The sequence below is a fragment of the Lacibacter sp. H375 genome, assembly GCF_037892425.1.
GTDB lineage: Bacteria > Bacteroidota > Bacteroidia > Chitinophagales > Chitinophagaceae > Lacibacter.
The window spans coordinates 2,623,743-2,641,905 of sequence record NZ_JBBKTT010000001.1 but is presented as its reverse complement, the minus strand read 5'-3'; the positions used below and the strand labels follow the sequence as shown (position 1 = coordinate 2,641,905).

Genomic DNA, 18,163 nt, shown 5'->3' with positions numbered 1-18,163 from the left:
GTGCATGAAAACTCGCCTTACAGCCATATGTTTACTCCTCAGTCTTTTTTCAACCGCTCAATGGTATAATCCACAAAAAGTAGAAGTAAAACTTGGATACAAATATGCAGAAGCTTTAAACGAAGCCAGGTACAGAAATTATCCAAAAGCAATCGAACTTCTTGATGAATGCATTAAAACTGATGCAAGGTTTGTAGATGCGTATTTAAGTAAAGCAGGTGTCTATTCTGAACAGAAGAAATACAAACAATCTGTTGAAACATACAGAATAGGAAAAAATCTTGATTCCGTTTATTTCAGCAATTTTTTATTGCCTTACTCGATTGCATTAGCAGGCAATGGTGAATTTGAAGAAGCACTTTCATCTATTGATCGTTTTTTACAGAAACCAAATCTGAATGAACGAGTTGCTAAATCGGCTTTGTATCGTAAGGGTTGTTATGAGTTTGCAGTAGGTTATAAAAAACAATTCCCTGTTGGCAGTTATGTGTTCAAACCGCAAAACATGGGCGATAGCATCAATTCCAATCTATCAGAATATTTGCCATCATTAACACTTGATGCAAACACCATCATCTTCACCCGCAGAGTAAAAACAGGTGGTTCGCATTTGAACGAAGATTTTTATGTGAGTGAACGTAAGAATGGCATTTGGGGTAACGCCACTGCATTGCCTGGCGAATTAAATACTGAATCGAACGAAGGTGCACAAAATATTTCCATTGATGGCAAGTTGTTATTCTTTGCGGCCAACTACGGCAATGAAGGCGAAGGAAACTTTGATCTCTACATGTCGAACCTTAACAAAACTGGTTGGGGACCAAAAATAAATCTTGGTCGTGCAATCAATACTGAATATTGGGAAACACAACCATCACTCTCTCCAGATAAACGCACATTGTATTTTACGGCGAGTGATCCTTCAGGTTTAGGTGGCAGTGATATTTATGTAAGTACATTGCAACCAAATGGTCAATGGGGATCGGCACGTAATCTTGGTGCAGGTATTAATACAAGTGCAGATGAGGGTTGTCCGTTTATTCATCCCGATAACCAAACACTTTACTTTAAATCAAAAGGACATCCAGGGTATGGCGAAGCTGATCTGTTTATGAGCCGCAAACAAGCTGATGGCAGTTGGGGCAAGCCGGTCAATCTGGGTTATCCTGTCAATACAATTGATGAAGAAGGATCATTGGTGATTACCAGCGATGGCAAAACAGCTTACTATGCAAGTGATGGTGCCGACAGCAGAGGTGGTTTGGATATTTACAGTTTTGAAATGCCTGATCATGTGCGTCCCTTCAAAACATTATGGGTAAAAGGAAATGTGTTTGATGCAAAAACAAAACAAGGGTTGCCATCAGCAGTAGAGCTGATCAATTTTTCTACTGCACAAACCATCAGTAAAGTGCAAACGGATGAAACCGGAAATTATCTGATTACATTACCTGTTGGTAACGATTATGCTTTTAATGTAAACCGCAAAGGTTATTTATTCTACTCTGAAAACTTTTTCCTGAAAGCATCGAGCACCGATACAACTTACACCATCGACATTCCGCTTACACCAATTGAAGTAAATGCAAGTATAGTGTTGAAAAATATTTTCTTTGATGTGAATAAAGCAGAAGTAAAACCGGAATCAATGATCGAGCTGGATAAAGTGGTGCAGTTGCTGAAAGAAAATCCAACCTTGAAAATTGAGATCGAGGGCCACACCGATAACGTGGGCAAACCAGCTGACAACTTAACACTCTCTAACAACCGTGCAAAAGCGGTGATCAATTATTTCCTTTATAAAGGCGTTACTGCCGACAGGCTTACAAGCAAGGGATTTGGTGAAACAAAACCGTTGGCAGAGAATACCACTGAAACCGGCCGTGCAAAAAACAGGAGAACAGAATTGAAGGTCATCGCAAAATAATTTTTGTGTTATCTTAGAAATAAGATGAACACCGACCTGATCTACCAACTTGCATTAACCCGGGTGCCGCATATCGGCAATGTACAAGCGAAATTACTTGCCGAAGAATTCGGCAGTGCAGAAGCTATCTTTAAAGCAAAGAAATCAACGCTGGAAAAAATTGAAGGCATTGGTGAAGTGCGTGCCAACAGCATCAAGAAATTTGATGGCTTTTCAGAACAGGAAGAAGAGATCAGCTTTATTGAAAAATACAAGATCAAACCACTGTTCTTAACGGCTGATGATTATCCAAAACGGTTACTTCATTGTTACGATCCTCCTACTCTTTTATTTTACCGAGGCACAGCTAATCTCAATACATCAAAAATTATTTCCATCATCGGCACACGTAGTAATTCTGATTATGGAAAGATGATGACGGAAAAGATTCTTGCATCACTTGCGCCACATCAACCACTGGTTGTAAGCGGACTTGCTTATGGCATCGATGCCATTGCACACAAATACAGTGTGAAACAACAACTACCCACCGTTGCAGTATTAGCACATGGCTTAGATACAATTTATCCGCCCCAACACACGGCACTAGCCAAAGAAATGATTGCTGAAGGCGGTGGCATTCTGACTGAATTCAGAAAAGATACCAAACCTGATCGTCACAACTTTCCTGAACGAAACAGGATAGTAGCAGGCATGTGCGATGCAACCATAGTCATTGAAACCGGAATAAAAGGCGGCAGCATGATCACTGCAAATCTTGCTTACAGTTACAACCGTGACGTATTTGCAATCCCCGGCAAAACAACCGATAGCAAAAGTGAAGGCTGCAATTATTTAATTCAAAGTAATAAAGCGGTATTGATCAGAAACGGAGAAGATATTGTTGAGCAAATGAATTGGGAAGAAAAACAAAAGAAAAAAACAATTCAAAAACAGTTGTTTGTTGATTTAACGGCAGACGAAAAGATGATTGCCCAACTATTACAAACACAGGAACAAATGCATATTGATGAAATCAACCTGCAAAGCAACATCAACAGCAGCGCTGTTTCAGCGGCTTTACTAATGATGGAAATGAACGGACTGGTAAAAAGCCTGCCCGGAAAAATCTATAAATTAAGCTGATCTCTCCCCGATTTGGAAGCAATATATCCGCTCCCTTATCTTTGCACATGGCAACAAGAAATAATTCCCCACTCAGCAAAGCGGTTCTCAACAAATTTTTCGGCGAAGGTTACACATTTGATGATGTCTTACTCATGCCGGCCTATTCACAGGTTCTCCCGAGAGAAACCAATATCAGCACAAATCTCACAAAATCACTTCGGCTTAACATTCCCATGCTCTCTGCAGCAATGGATACCGTTACCGAAGCAGGTTTGGCCATTGCCCTGGCACGTGAAGGCGGTATCGGCATCCTGCATAAGAATATGAGTATTGAAGAACAGGCGGCGCAGGTGCGCAAAGTAAAACGTAGTGAAAGCGGCCTCATCATCGATCCAATTACATTACATGTTGATGCTACTTTGGCTGATGCCTTGCAACTGATGAAAGAAAACAAGATCGGTGGCATTCCTATTGTTGACATGAAAAATAAACTGGTGGGCATCCTCACCAACCGTGATCTCAGGTTTGAAACAAATACTAAGAAGAAAGTAAGTGAAGTAATGACCTCAACAAATCTCATTACAGCACCTGAAGGAACTGATCTCAAAAAAGCACAAACCATTCTCAGTCATCATAAAATTGAAAAGCTCCCGGTTGTAAAAAAAGACGGTACGCTTGCAGGGCTTATTACTTACCGTGATATGCTGCAGGTGCAAAGTCACCCCAATGCAGTAAAAGATTCATACGGACGTTTATTGGTTGGTGCTGCCCTTGGTATTACAGGCGATATGCTTGATCGTGCAGCCGCATTACAACATGTAGGTGTTGATATAGTAACGCTCGACAGTGCACATGGACATAGTAAAGGTGTTATTGATTCATTGAAGAAACTGAAAAAGAATTTCAAGAAACTACAAGTCATTGCAGGTAATGCAGGAACAGGCGCTGGAGCAAAAGCATTAGCTGATGCTGGTGCAGATGCAGTGAAAATTGGTATTGGCCCAGGTTCTATTTGTACAACACGTATTGTTGCCGGTACAGGTGTTCCTCAATTGACAGCTATTATGGAAGCTGCCTTTGCTTTAAAAACAAAAGGTGTTCCTGTAATTGCAGATGGTGGTATCCGTTACACAGGTGATCTTGTAAAAGCATTAGCCGCAGGTGCATCAACCGTCATGATGGGAAGTGTGTTTGCAGGAACAGAAGAAAGTCCGGGTGAAACAATTATTTACGAAGGAAGAAAGTTCAAACAATACCGTGGTATGGGATCCATTGGTGCCATGCAGCAAGGAAGTGGCGATCGTTATTTCCAGGATGTGGAAGATGGCATCAAGAAATTAGTCCCTGAAGGAATTGAAGGCCGTGTACCATTCAAAGGAAATGTGAGTGAGATCGTTCACCAGTTCACAGGTGGTCTTCGTGCAGGGATGGGTTACTGCGGTGCACAAACCATCAAAGATCTGCAAGGCGCACAATTCATCAAGATCAGCAATGCAGGGATGAAAGAAAGCCATGCACATGATGTGATCATTACAAAAGAAAGCCCGAACTATTCAAGATAACCAAAGGGCATTGCCCCATAGCGAAGTCAAAATCTTTTAACTTACAAAATGCCGGACGTATTCGTCCGGCATTCCTATTTTTACAAAAATCAGTTACTTGAAAAAGTTCCAACCCATTCTGCTTTCGCTACTCTCGGGCTTGTTGTTCTTTATAGCATGGCCCATGATCAATATCTCTGTTGCAGTGTTCATTGCATTCATTCCATTATTCATCATTGAACAAAAGAACTATTCAGGTATTAAGTTTTTCGGGTTGATGTATCTAGCACTCTTCACCTGGAACATCAGCACCACCTGGTGGATCTGGAATGCAGACATGTTAGGTGCTTGGCTGGCCATTATCGTCAACAGTTTATTGATGTGCATTCCATTGATGGGTTTCCGCTTCATGAACAAACGTTTTGGTTCACTCATCGGTTATTCATCATTCATCATTTTCTGGATGAGTTTTGAATACATCCACTTACAAGATTGGGGACTAAGCTGGCCCTGGCTCACATTAGGCAATGTATTTGCGGGTCGAACAAATTGGATTCAATGGTATGAATACACAGGAACAAGTGGCGGAACATTGTGGGTGTTGTTAGTGAATGTGTTGCTGTTCCAGCTAATTCGTGTTAGAAGTGGGAAAGATAATATACGAGGTACGATGTACGATGTACGAATGTCATCACTCCTGCTTATTTCAGCACTGCTTGCACTACCGATCATTGTATCACTACTCATCAATAATAATCGAAGCACATCATATCCAAAATCAGACATCAAAAATCCGACATCTTCCAACATCGTCATCGTTCAACCCAACATCGATCCTTACAAGAAATTAACAACTGAAATTTTTGATGTACAGTTACAACAACTCATCCGATTAAGTGAACAACAGATCGATAGCAACACAACTTTATTAGTTTGGCCCGAGACAGCGTTGTATGCACCAAATGGTTTTGATGAAACATCTCTGCAACAGAATTTCTTTTTGAATCCATTGTTTGCATTTTTAAAACGTCATCCAAAGCTTAATTTATTTACAGGCATTGAAAGTTATCGTGTATTCAGCGAACGTATTTCAAATGATGCACGACCAATTGACGGCACTTCCAATTTTTACGAAGTGTATAATGGCAGTGTATTGTTCGACAGTACCGGCCCAAAACAATTCTATCATAAATCAATGTTGGTGCCCGGCGTAGAAACATTACCCGGCTTCTTAAAATTTCTTGCACCTGTGTTTGAAAAATTCGGGGGAACTGCAGGTGGTTATGCTAAACAGGATGAACGTACACCCATCAACACAACAAATGGGTATGTAATTGCACCTGCAATCTGTTATGAAAGTATTTATGGCGAGTACATGAGCAAGTATGTTCGGGGTGGCGCCAATATTATTGCTGTGATCACCAACGATGGATGGTGGGGCAACACACCCGGCTACAAACATCACATGTTGTATGGAAAACTGCGTGCAATCGAAACAAGAAAATGGGTGTTGCGTAGTGCCAACACCGGCATCAGTTGTTTTATTGATCCGATGGGCGAAGTATTTCAACCGCAACCCTGGTGGGTAGCTGCTTCCACCAAGATGCATATACCTGTTAATGACCAACAAACATTCTTCGTATGTTATGGCGATCTGCTCAGTAAACTTGCATTGATATTGACTGGCATCCTCATCCTGTTTGCTATCTACCAAACTATTGCTGCTAAACAGCGGAAATAGTTGTAAAACATCTGGTAAAATTCGGCCAATTGCTCCACAACGGTTTTGCCGCCCTGTTATTTTTTGTAATTTACCCGCATGCTACAAAAGAAGCTGGAGGACAATCATTCGCTATCTTATTTCATTACAGGAAAAGGCAATCAACCGATCATATTGATTCATGGGTTTGGCGAGGACAGCCGTATCTGGAAACATCAGATCAGCTATCTCGAAAATGATTTTCGTTTGCTCGTCCCCGATCTACCCGGCACTGGTCAATCTCCAATTGGTAATAGGGAATTATCGATGGAATCAATGGCCGAAACCACCAAACAAATGCTTGATGAAGAAAAGATCGATCAGTGCATTATGGTTGGTCATTCAATGGGTGGTTATGTTACATTAGCTTTTGCTGAATTATATCCGGAACGTTTAACAGCATTTGGCTTGATTCATTCAACTGCTTATGCAGATAGTGACGAGAAAAAAGCAGCACGACAAAAATCAATTACGTTTATCAAAGAACATGGTGCAGCTGAATTTATGAAGACCACCATTCCCAATCTTTTTTCACAAAGCTTCAACAGCGAGCACAAGGAGCAGGTAGATGAACTGATTGAGCAAGGCAATCAATTTACTGCCGAAGCGTTAATAGCATATTATACGGCCATGATCAACCGACCCAACCGTTCACATATCCTGCAAAAAACAACCGTACCTGTTTTGTTCTTTATTGGCGAAGAAGATAAAGCCGTAAACCCTGCAGATGCATTGGCGCAAACAGCTTTACCAACTGTATGCATGGCCAAACTTATACTGGGTATTGCACATATGGGCATGCTTGAAGCAACAACAGAACTGAACCTTACCATTGGAGAATTTTGTACAACGGTACAAGACTTAACTACTGTAACCACATGAAACGAATTATACTGATCGTATTCACTTTACTGTTATTACAAGAAACCCAAGCAGGTCATATCTCTGGTGGAGAGATGTATTATGCCTATGTTGGACCGGGACCAAATGGCGGCAGCATTTTTCGCATTACGCTTCGATTATTTCGTGATTGTAATCCGTTGAATAATACCGGCGGCGCTCAAATTGCGCCTCTTCCATCTGTTGTTACGTTGGGGGTTTTTAACAGGGGAAGTAATACCGCATATATCGATAGTGTATCTGTAAGTCGAACCGATTTCAGAACGCTCAGTTTGCAAAGTCCTTTTTCATGCATCATTAATGCACCTCCGGTTTGTTATGAAGTAGGATTGTTTTCCACCACTATAGAATTACCCAACACTGCGCAAGGTTATACTGTTGCATTTGAAACCTGTTGCCGGATTAATGGATTATCAAACGTGAGTGGCGCAAGCACCGGTTCAACTTATGTTGCCAATATTCCGGGCACAGCTCTTTTAGGTGCTGAAAAAAATTCAAGCCCTGTTTTTGATACAAAAGATACTGCTTTGGTATGCCGTAATAAACGTTTTGTATTACCCTTCAGTGCAACTGATCCCGATCTTGGCGATTCATTAAGCTACAGTTTTTGTGAAGCATACGATACCGATGGACTCCCAAATTCAACCAATCGTAAACCTCTACCTCCTCCTTATAATTCGGTTGGTTACACCGGTGGTTACAGCGGTGCATCACCCCTCGGTTCAGGTGTTACTATTCATCCTGTAACAGGCGTTATATCCGGTGTTGCGCCAACAGGTGTAGTAAACCCAAGCGGTGCATCTTTTTTTGTAGTGAATGTATGTGTTACCGAGTGGCGAAGAGGTGTGCCTATTTCTGTTCATCGTAAAGATTTCACCATCCGTATTTCTGATTGTGATTTTGCTGATGCAGAATTACCATTAGAGAACCGTACTTGCGATGGGTTTACGCAAACATTCCAAAACCTTACGCCCAGCACCGAAATAAAAACCTGGTTTTGGGATTTTGGTGTTGGATCAGCAACAAACGATACATCAAATCAAAGCGTTCCCTCATTCACGTATGCTGATACCGGTGTGTACAAAGTAATGCTCATTGTTAATCGTGGCAATGTTTGTACCGATACTTCCTATTCTGATATTTATGTGTTCCCCGGTTTTTTCCCTGATTTTAATAGTTATGATGGCTGCAAAGACGTTCCAATACAATTTACAGATAACACTACTTCTGTGTATGGTGTCCCCAATTCATGGAAATGGAATTTCGGTAATCCTGCAACCTTAGCAGATACATCGAGGCTACGAAATCCGCAATACACGTATCCATTAAACGGAACGTATAATGTGCAACTCATTGCAGGCAGTACCAAAGGCTGTTTGGATACGATAACCAAACCGATCAACATAACGGATAAACCAACACTGCAACTCACGAATGACACACTCATTTGTTCGATTGATACGTTGCAATTAAATGCATTCGGACAGGGAACATTCCAATGGTCGCCGGCTTATAATATCAACAATCAATCAATTGCCAACCCATTGGTGAGTCCGGATGTGCCGACAAAATATTATGTAACACTTACATTGGCACCGGGTTGTTTTAATACTGATTCGGTATTAGTGAATGTGGTTGATTTTGTAACATTGCGTGCACCAAACGATACAACTATTTGTCGTGGCGATACAGTTGTATTGAAACCGAGCACCGATGGTTTGCAGTATGCATGGAGTCCGCCGAATTTATTTATTGACCCGAATGTTCGTGATGCAGTTGCGATACCAACTGCGCCTTCAACGGTGTTCACCGTTGTATCAACTATTGGGAAGTGTAACCAAACAAGAACTGTAACCGTTAACACAGTTCCTTATCCCTTGGTAAATGCAGGACCAGATGATGCGATTTGCTATGATGATACATTAACACTCACCGCCGTTGGTGATGCAGAGAATTGGCTATGGTCGCCTGCTTCAACATTAGGTTCGCCCACCAATGCAGTTACCACTGCTTTTCCATTAACAACAACCAATTATATTTTAAGAGGTACATCAAGTTTAGGTTGTCCCAAACCGGTGTTTGATACCGTGCAGGTAAGAGTTGTTCCACCTGTTCCTGCCTTTGCAGGAAATGATACAGCAGTTGTTGTTGGTCAGCCATTACAATTGAATGGAAGTGGCGGCACTATTTATCAATGGATACCTCCTGACTTTTTAAATGATCCGTTCATATCTGATCCTCTTGCCATTTTTGATGCATCAAGAGAAAACTTCAGTTACATCATGCGTACGGAAACGCCGGAAGGTTGTTTTGCATTTGATACCATTAATATCCGCATCTTTAAAATTTCACCTGACATTTTAGTGCCTACCGGTTTTACTCCCGATGGCAATAACCTGAATGATGTATTGACGCCTTATCCTGTTGGTATTGCACAGTTCCATTACTTCCGTGTGTTTAACAGGTGGGGACAGGAAATTTTTGCCACTACAAAAACCAATGAAGGTTGGGATGGTACATTCAAAAGTATTCAACAAGATCCCGGTGCTTATGTGTGGATGGTGAGTGGTACTGATTATTTGGGAAGAAGAATTAGTAAGAAAGGGACGGTGGTGTTGATACGGTAAGAGAGGTTTGTAGTAACAACTAATATCATTGATAATTTTACTTAAGCTGCTGTAATTCTGTGATACATTATAACCTTATAGGTATTTCCTTTCTGTTGATAATTTCATTTAGCTCCTGCAAAAATCAAACAAGCAACGGGTCAGAATCAGCTAAATCTTTCTACACCCGAAAAATCAACAAAGACAGTTTGCAGCAAAAACTCAATGAAAATTTGCATTTCATTGGCGACAGTTTATTAGATGGCAAGACGTTTCTTTTAAAGAAATATATTGAGAACTATCAACCCGATACCTGCGTAATAATTTCCTACGAAGACACAACATTGCGTTCAGGATTTGAAGGAATTAAAAACATCGGCGACATTAACGGTGACAAAATTTCTGACACTGTTTTTGTAGTTCCTCCGTTTAACTTTTGCGACGAAGGTTATTCCTACTCCTTTTTTGATACAACATTACCCCGATTGTTTACGGACTCTTATTGTTGCAATCCTGAAAATTTATTTTCTATAGGCGACATAGACGAAGATGGGGTTTCAGAAATCTGCATTTTTTATTCAAGTTGCGTAAGCCGATTTAAGTCTCTCATTGCATACACGTTAACAAACAAGCAATGGAAAAAAATTGGCATATGCACATTTGATATAAACTTTATGAAACCAGACAAAGAAAAGCGAGTAAGAAAAATCAGCAAAGGTAAATTTGAAATGTTCGAAATTATTGACAATGAACAAAACAAAGAATGGAAGCAGTTTTCGCTCTAGTCGATCAATCTTCAACAACATACCTCTATTTTGTGCCAGGTCTCTTTCTTATTCTCCCCAATAAATAAATATGATTGACAACATTCTGCCCACTAAAACTTTAGAGATGTCTCCTGTCGTCGACATGACGGGGTAAAAGTTAGAGTAAAGGCGGCTTTTACTTAATCGGGGTCCGTCATTTCTAATGCCGTTATTATTAGTGCTGAACTTGTAGCGGTTAATATGGGATGAGAATCTCTACACACTCACACTGCTTCAGAAAAGCAGCGTTTCAAACATCATCTCCTTAACGGCAGCAAGTGAACCATTGAGGTAGAATCATTCGACATTCCCGGTAGCGTTAAAAAACAGGTTCTTGTAAAAATTCATGTAATTCCGGTTAACCTAATCTTCGTATTTTCAGTTGCGTTTTTAGCAACCGATTGTCTTACCATTAAAAATCTTCAACCAATGACCGATAAGAAAAACGAAACCCCGTCAAACAACAGCCGCAGAGATTTCATCAAACACTCGGCTACTGCTCTTGCAGGGTTCATAATTGTACCCCGTTATGTTTTAGGTGGCAACCGTCCCGATGGCTCGAAATACATCGCTCCAAGTGATATGATCTCTCTTGGCTTTATTGGTTGTGGTAAACAAGGTCGTATCCTCAGTAATTATTTCCTATCGACAAACGAGATCAGGATACTGGCATTGAGTGAGGTGTATAAAGACAAGACCGAACTGATGCTGAAAACAGTAAAAGCGAACCAGGAAAAGTACAAGCAAACGGGTAACCAAAACGATATTGGAGTTTATACTGATTACAGGGAATTGCTTTCAAGAAAAGATATTGATGCGGTTGTAATTGCCACACCCGATCATTGGCATGCTGCCATGGCGGTAAAGGCAGCTGAAGCAGGTAAAGATATTTATTGTGAAAAGCCATTGTCGCTTACTGTAAAAGAAGGAAGGGCAATGGTGGATGCTACACGCAAACACAATCGTATTTTTCAAACAGGCAATATGCAACGCTCATGGCCCGAATTCAGGCAGGCTGTTGAATTGATCCGCAATGGTTATATCGGTGAAGTAAAAAGTATTAAAGTAAATATCGGCACACCACCAGTTCCGTATAATTTACCGGAAGAGGTTGTACCCGCAGGTTTAGACTGGCAGAAATGGCTTGGCCCGAATGAATACAAACCCTTTAATGCTGAACTGGCTCCACCCATAACAAAAGATGTTTATCCCAACTGGAGACTGTACAAAGAATTTGGTGGCGGCATGGTAACCGACTTTGGTGCACATATGTTTGATATTGCTCAATGGGCTTTGGATATGGATAAGAGCGGCCCGGTGGAAATTTTTGCTCCCGACGCTAACCATCCGGTTCTGACGTTTAAGTATAAAAACGGTGTTATCATGACCCATGAAAAGTGGGAATGGAATAATGCTTTGTTATTTACCGGCACTGAAGGCGAACTTCGAATTGGACGTGGTAAACTTGAAACCACACCTGCATCATTAAAAAGTCAGGTCATTGGTGATGCTCAAAAGCATGTGTACAAAAGCGAAAATCATTACAAAGATTTCCTGAATGCGATGCGCACACGTGTGAAACCAATATCTGATGTTGAAATCGGGCATCGTACAGCCTCGGTATGTAATATTGCTAACATTGCCTACCAACTGAAACGCCCTTTAAAATGGAATCCGAAAAAAGAAAAATTCAAAAACGATGCAGAGGCAAATGCGCTTCTTGGCAGACCCATGTTAAATGAGTGGGGAATAAAACTATAAGCAGCATATATCTACGGCTGATAATTATTACTATTTGCCCCGATGCCTCCGACAAATAAAGGGAGCATCGGGGTTTCAATTGTCGGCATCCGATATCATTACGTAAGTTTATTCTATCAATATTAATCATGCAAAACAGAATTCATGCAGAAGCAATTTTTCGTGCGGCAGTGGCAGCAGTTCAACCTGCTGCGTTGTTGCCGCAATACCTGCAACTGAATGGTCATGTATTACAGATCGGCACCCAAACAATTCCTTTGGCAAACACCAACTTGTATGTGATCGGCGCAGGAAAAGCGGCTGCAGCTATGGCACAAACTGTTGAATCAATTCTTGGCGATCACATCAAAGCAGGAATTGTTACAACCAAATACGAGCATGCGTTGCGTCTCGAAAAAATAAACTGTTTTGAAGCTGCACATCCGGTGCCTGATGAAAACAGTGTGAAGGCAGTTGAACAAACGATCAACTTACTCAAGCAAACAAAAGCAAATGATGTGATCATTTGTCTGCTCAGTGGTGGTGCTTCTTCCCTTTGGGTTGATACGCCTGCTGATCTTAGTTTGCCAGAACTGCAGCAAACATTTCAACTCCTGCTCCGCAGCGGTGCATCCATTGATGAAATGAATTGTGTACGTCGTCATCTCTCACAAATAAAAGGCGGACAGTTATTACGTTATGCTCCTGAAGCAAATTGGTTCACACTAATCATCTCAGATGTACCTGGTGATCAATTACAGGATATCGCCAGCGGGCCAACAACTGCCGATGCAACAACCTTTGCTGATGCGATGAATGTGATCAACAAGTATCAGCTGCAACAGCAATTACCGGCATCTGTTTTACACTACCTGCAAAAAGGAATGAAGAGACAATTTGCAGACAGCATCAAACCCGGTGATCAGTTATTAAACCAAGTAAGCAATACAATCATCGGTAGTAACAAAACAGCCATTGTTGCCGCCAAACAAAAAGCACAGGAATTGGGTTACAACGTTATTGTGCAGGAAGAATTATTAACCGGCGAAACAGCCGAGGCTGCATCATACATTATTCAAAAAGCAACGGAGCATCGCACAAACAATCCTGTCTGTTTACTTTTTGGTGGAGAAACAACTGTTACAGTAACAGGCAATGGAAAAGGCGGCCGCAACCAACATCTCGCCTTATGTATATTAGAACATTTAAGAAACAATACGCAAAACATTACTCTTCTCTCCGCCGGAACCGATGGCACAGATGGACCCACTGATGCAGCAGGTGCCTTTGCAGATCATGAGTTACTGAAAGCAGCAGATGAACAACAACTATCCATTAATGATGCTATCAATCAAAATGACGCCTATCATTTCTTTGAAAACGTGAATGGTTTACTAAAAACCGGGGCTACGCTGACAAATGTGATGGATATTGTCATTGTATTGCTTGATAAATAAATTCTTGTTTTAACTTTAAGGTATCGTAACCGATGAACTGTTGTTGTGAGAAAGGAATTTATTTTTAAAAGAAGAATTGTTTATCTATGTCGTTACGCCAGTTTATTGCTTCACGAAAGTTTTTACGTCACGTTGAATCGCTTACCAATATTGCCACACTTGGCTGGAAAGAGGTAGCAAATTTGCTTGGTCTGCACGATGATGTATTTTATAATCCCAATCATTGTAAAATTGAAAAGCCGGTAACGGCAATTCTTATTGGTGCAGGACACCGTGGTACCATCTATGCAGACTATGCTTCACAAAACCCCGATGAATTACAAATTGTAGCTGTTGCAGATAATAATCCTGAACGAAGAAAACGTACAGCACGCAAACATAAAATATCAGCCGACCATTGTTATAAAGACTGGAAAGAAGTTTTTATTAGAGAGAAGATTGCAGATGCTGTCATTATAGCAACACCTGATCAATTGCACACAGCTCCTTGTCTTGCTGCATTGAATGCCGGTTATGATGTGTTGCTCGAAAAACCAATTGCACCTACTGAAGAAGAATGCAGGCTTATACTAAAAAGAGCAAAAGAGACCGGCCGCATTGTGGGCGTTTGCCATGTGTTGCGTTACTCACCTTATTTCCGTGAATTAAAAGAAGTGATCGACGCAGGGCTTATTGGTGAGATCATCAGTATCCAACATATGGAACCTATTGAGCATGTTCACATGAGTCATTCATATGTACGTGGCAAATGGCGCAACAGCAAAATGGCTGCTCCTATCATCTTAGCAAAATCATCACACGATACTGATATCATCCGTTGGTTGGTGAACAGTCCGGTGCATGATGTGCATTGTTTTGGTAATCTACGCTGGTTCAAAAATGCCAATGCACCTGAAGGAAGCACTGAACGTTGCACCGATGGTTGCAAAGTGGAAGATAGTTGTGCCTATTCTGCCCTGCAGATCTATTACCGTGACCGTAAACGCACATATGTGTTTGATCTGCCCGAAGATGAAGAAGATCAAGGGCCTTTCATTTTAGAACAATTAAAAACAAGTGACTACGGTCGTTGTGTTTACAGGATGGATAATGATCAGCCCGATCATCTTACCGTAAACATGCTGTTCGAAAACGGAACCACTGCTGCTTTTTCTATGGAAGCCCATGTATCCTACGAAGGAAGAAAGACCCGTATCATGGGATCGAAGGGTGATATTATCGGCGATATGGAAAGTTTTGTACTCACAGATTTTAAAACCCGCAAGCAAACTTCCTGGAGTTTAAAAACAGATGCACATGGTGGCGGAGATCATCGACTGGTGAAAGATTGGGTGCAGGCCGTGTATCAACAAAACAAAGATTTACTCAGTTCTTCCATTGAAGTTTCGGTTGAAAGTCATCTCATGGCTTTTGGTGCCGAACGCAGCCGCCAGAACCGGACGATCGAAGATATTAAGCTTTAAAAAATCAATCACATCCCGTTCGCTCAATTCAGTTTCTCTGTACATTCACGGCATGAGTAAACTTGTTTTTATTACCGGTGCCACATCAGGTTTTGGAAAAGCCTGTGCAGAAGTATTTGCTTCCAACAACTGGAATATTATTTTAAATGGTCGCAGGCTCGATCGCTTGCAGGAAATCAAAACACAGTTAGAAGAACAGTATGGCGTTAACATTTTTTTGTTGCCTTTTGATGTGCAGCAGAAAGATGAAGTGTTTGTGGCCATCAACAGTTTGCCGGAAGAATGGCAGAGTATTGATGTATTGGTGAACAATGCAGGTCTTGCTTTGGGTCGAGATCATTTTGATGTAGCTGATATGGACGATTGGGAGATCATGATCGATACAAACCTTAAAGGATTGTTATATGTGAGCCGTGCTGTATTGCCGTATATGATCAAACGAAATGGAGGTCATGTAATAAACCTTGGCTCGACTGCCGGCAAGGAAGCGTATGAAAACGGCAATGTGTATTGTGCCAGCAAAGCGGCGGTTGACAGTGTTAGCAAAGGAATGCGCATAGATTTATTAAAACATAAGATAAAAGTTACTGCTATTCACCCCGGAGCGGCTGAAACAGAGTTTTCTATGATCCGTTTCAAAGGCGATGAGCAGAAGGCGGCTTCTGTATATGAAGGCTACAAGCCATTGTCTGCGAAAGATGTGGCCGATGTCATTTTTTATGCGGCCAACCTGCCTGCGCACGTGTGCATCAACGACCTTGTTCTTACCTGTACCGCCCAGGCAAATTCTTTTTATACCTATAAGGGATCTTAGGAATATTGAGGCACAATTATTGGTATATTCAGCAGGTAAAAATCATAAACCATCATAAGGGAAACTACGTAGTAGTAAAACATAGCATTGAAAAGACTCCAATATCATAATATATACAGTATCTTGTACTGTAAATCGTACCAAATCCTGCTGAAAAACAGCATTAAAACCCTAATAATCCGTACTAGTATGAAAAACTTATTTTTCATCTGCACATTTGCGTTACTGTGCACATTTGCTTCCGCACAGGATGTTATCCGCCAACGGAGTTGCACCAATCAATCAATCAGTTTACAAGTAGATAGTTTAAAGAAATCATTTGAACAGAGTGGGTTTATGGTTTTGAAAGAAGCCAGCATGACCATGGAAAGTGAATTTGAAATGCCGGTTATTGTTCCCATGACACAAGGCTCCTGGTACCATATTGTTTTTATTGGCGACCCCAGCAGCAAGATCCAGGAAGTGCGTATGTATGACTATGATGAGAAGCAAGTGTTCTATAAAAAATTAAAACCTGAACTGGATGGCAATATCATCAGCTATGGTTATATGCCGAAGATCAGTGAGTGGCACATGATCAAACCAGTACAGGTTAATAAAAAGAATAAAGAATGTTGCGGTTATATTTTACTTCTGAAAAAAGTAAAAGGCACGAACGAAACTATGCCAACCCGCTAAAGAGTGTTTTGGTTTTATCAGGTAATAACGGTCCCGTCCTTTAGGTGGCGGGGCTTTTTATTTTAAGCATGTTGTATTCGCAAATAAAAAGAGCCACGCAAAACGTGGCTCTTTTTATTACTATATTCTTGCATCAGCACTTTTCCAATGCTTGTTCAATGTCTGCAATAATATCATCAATATGTTCCAGGCCAACAGAAATACGCACCAGCCCGTCTGTAATACCAACAGCTTTCTTTTCATCTACTGACAACTTAGAATGCGTGGTTGATGCAGGATGCGATGCAATACTTCTGCTGTCGCCAAGATTGTTTGTCATCGATAACATTTCCAGTGCATTTAAAAACTTACGACCACTTTCAATTCCACCTTTCAATTCAAACGTAACAATACCACCGCCATTACTCATTTGCTTTTTGGCAATTTCGTATTGCGGATGCGATGAGAGAAAGGGATATTTTACCGAGTTGAGTTTTGCATTTCCTTCCAGGCGTTGTGCAAGTTTCAATGCATTATCTGCATGTTTATCCATACGGATGAATAATGTTTCTAAACTCTTCGTCAATACCCATGCATTAAACGGACTGAGTGACGGACCGGTGTTACGTACAAATAAATACATTTCATGCACCAGTTCTTTTCTTCCTGCCACTACTCCACCCAATACTCTTCCTTGCCCGTCAATAAATTTTGTTGCTGAATGCAATACAAGATCAGCACCGAATTTAATAGGTTGCTGAACTGCAGGTGTTGCAAAACAGTTATCAACTACAAACAGGATATTATGCTTCTTACAAATGTTTGCAACATATTCAAGATCGATAATATCAAGCCCGGGGTTTGATGGAGTTTCAACATACAGCAACTTGGTCTTGGGTTTAATCAATGCTTCAATTGTTTCCGGTGCGTTCATATCAAAATAACTCGATTCAAAACCCCACTTAGGTAAATACTTTGTAAGGATTGTATGTGTTGAACCAAATACTGCAGATGCAGAAATGATATGATCACCTTTACTTAAAAATGTCATGAAGGTTGAAAACACAGCAGCCATACCTGTACCTGTTGCAATACCAGCTTCAGCACCTTCAAGCACTGCTATTTTATCAATGAACTCATCAACCGTTGGGTTTGAAAAACGGGAATAGATATTTACATCAAGACTATCATCAGAAAAAGCCGCCGCCATATCTTCTGCGCTATCGTACACAAAACTGCTGGTTAAAAACAAAGGAGTACTATGTTCTTTTTCGTTGGTACGGCTCATTTGTAACCGGATGGCGTCCGTTTGTGGATGATACTTACTCATATCTTTATTGTTCTTCTGAATGAGCTGCGAAGTTAGGGCAGAAAGACTTTTAAGAC

13 protein-coding genes are annotated in these 18,163 nt (G+C 40.9%); 12 read left to right on the top strand and 1 reads right to left on the bottom strand.

What is annotated here, in order from left to right; translation table 11 throughout:
* The first annotated feature begins 4 nt into the window (after window positions 1–4).
* The 12 genes from WG954_RS11505 to WG954_RS11450 all read left to right on the top strand — a co-directional run bounded on the left by WG954_RS11505 (window position 5) and on the right by WG954_RS11450 (window position 16,798).
* Window positions 5–1,927: an OmpA family protein gene (locus tag WG954_RS11505; protein WP_340436587.1), complete on the top strand. Its 1,923-nt coding sequence runs from the start codon at window positions 5–7 to the stop codon at window positions 1,925–1,927.
* A gap of 24 nt (window positions 1,928–1,951) precedes the next feature.
* Window positions 1,952–3,052: a DNA-processing protein DprA gene (dprA, locus tag WG954_RS11500; RefSeq protein ID WP_340436586.1), complete on the top strand. Its 1,101-nt coding sequence runs from the start codon at window positions 1,952–1,954 to the stop codon at window positions 3,050–3,052.
* 47 nt (window positions 3,053–3,099) lie between these two features.
* Window positions 3,100–4,596, top strand: a complete 1,497-nt coding sequence (gene guaB, locus WG954_RS11495) for an IMP dehydrogenase (RefSeq protein ID WP_340436585.1) — start codon at window positions 3,100–3,102, stop codon at window positions 4,594–4,596.
* 97 nt (window positions 4,597–4,693) lie between these two features.
* Entirely contained in the window at window positions 4,694–6,316 is a 1,623-nt protein-coding gene (gene lnt, locus WG954_RS11490; RefSeq protein WP_340436582.1) for an apolipoprotein N-acyltransferase, read from the top strand.
* A 78-nt stretch (window positions 6,317–6,394) separates the two neighbouring features.
* Window positions 6,395–7,216, top strand: coding sequence for an alpha/beta fold hydrolase (locus WG954_RS11485; protein ID WP_340436580.1), 822 nt, complete (start codon window positions 6,395–6,397; stop codon window positions 7,214–7,216).
* On the top strand, window positions 7,213–9,861 hold the full coding sequence (locus WG954_RS11480; RefSeq protein ID WP_340436578.1) for a PKD domain-containing protein: 2,649 nt from the start codon (window positions 7,213–7,215) through the stop codon (window positions 9,859–9,861). The genes WG954_RS11485 and WG954_RS11480 overlap by 4 nt, the downstream gene beginning before the upstream one ends.
* A gap of 188 nt (window positions 9,862–10,049) precedes the next feature.
* Window positions 10,050–10,625 (top strand): hypothetical protein, encoded by a 576-nt coding sequence (locus WG954_RS11475; RefSeq protein WP_340436576.1) that lies wholly within the window; start codon window positions 10,050–10,052, stop codon window positions 10,623–10,625.
* 450 nt (window positions 10,626–11,075) lie between these two features.
* Window positions 11,076–12,407: a Gfo/Idh/MocA family protein gene (locus WG954_RS11470; protein ID WP_340436574.1), complete on the top strand. Its 1,332-nt coding sequence runs from the start codon at window positions 11,076–11,078 to the stop codon at window positions 12,405–12,407.
* Window positions 12,408–12,535: 128 nt separating this feature from the next.
* Window positions 12,536–13,843, top strand: coding sequence for a glycerate kinase type-2 family protein (locus WG954_RS11465; protein ID WP_340436572.1), 1,308 nt, complete (start codon window positions 12,536–12,538; stop codon window positions 13,841–13,843).
* An 86-nt stretch (window positions 13,844–13,929) separates the two neighbouring features.
* Entirely contained in the window at window positions 13,930–15,306 is a 1,377-nt protein-coding gene (locus WG954_RS11460; RefSeq protein WP_340436570.1) for a Gfo/Idh/MocA family protein, read from the top strand.
* A 52-nt stretch (window positions 15,307–15,358) separates the two neighbouring features.
* On the top strand, window positions 15,359–16,120 hold the full coding sequence (locus tag WG954_RS11455; RefSeq protein ID WP_340436569.1) for an SDR family NAD(P)-dependent oxidoreductase: 762 nt from the start codon (window positions 15,359–15,361) through the stop codon (window positions 16,118–16,120).
* Between the two features lie 189 nt (window positions 16,121–16,309).
* Window positions 16,310–16,798, top strand: a complete 489-nt coding sequence (locus WG954_RS11450; RefSeq protein ID WP_340436567.1) for a hypothetical protein — start codon at window positions 16,310–16,312, stop codon at window positions 16,796–16,798.
* Between the two features lie 133 nt (window positions 16,799–16,931).
* Here WG954_RS11450 and WG954_RS11445 read toward each other — a convergent pair whose 3' ends face one another.
* Entirely contained in the window at window positions 16,932–18,107 is a 1,176-nt protein-coding gene (locus WG954_RS11445; RefSeq protein WP_340436565.1) for an O-succinylhomoserine sulfhydrylase, read from the bottom strand.
* Window positions 18,108–18,163: the final 56 nt, after the last annotated feature.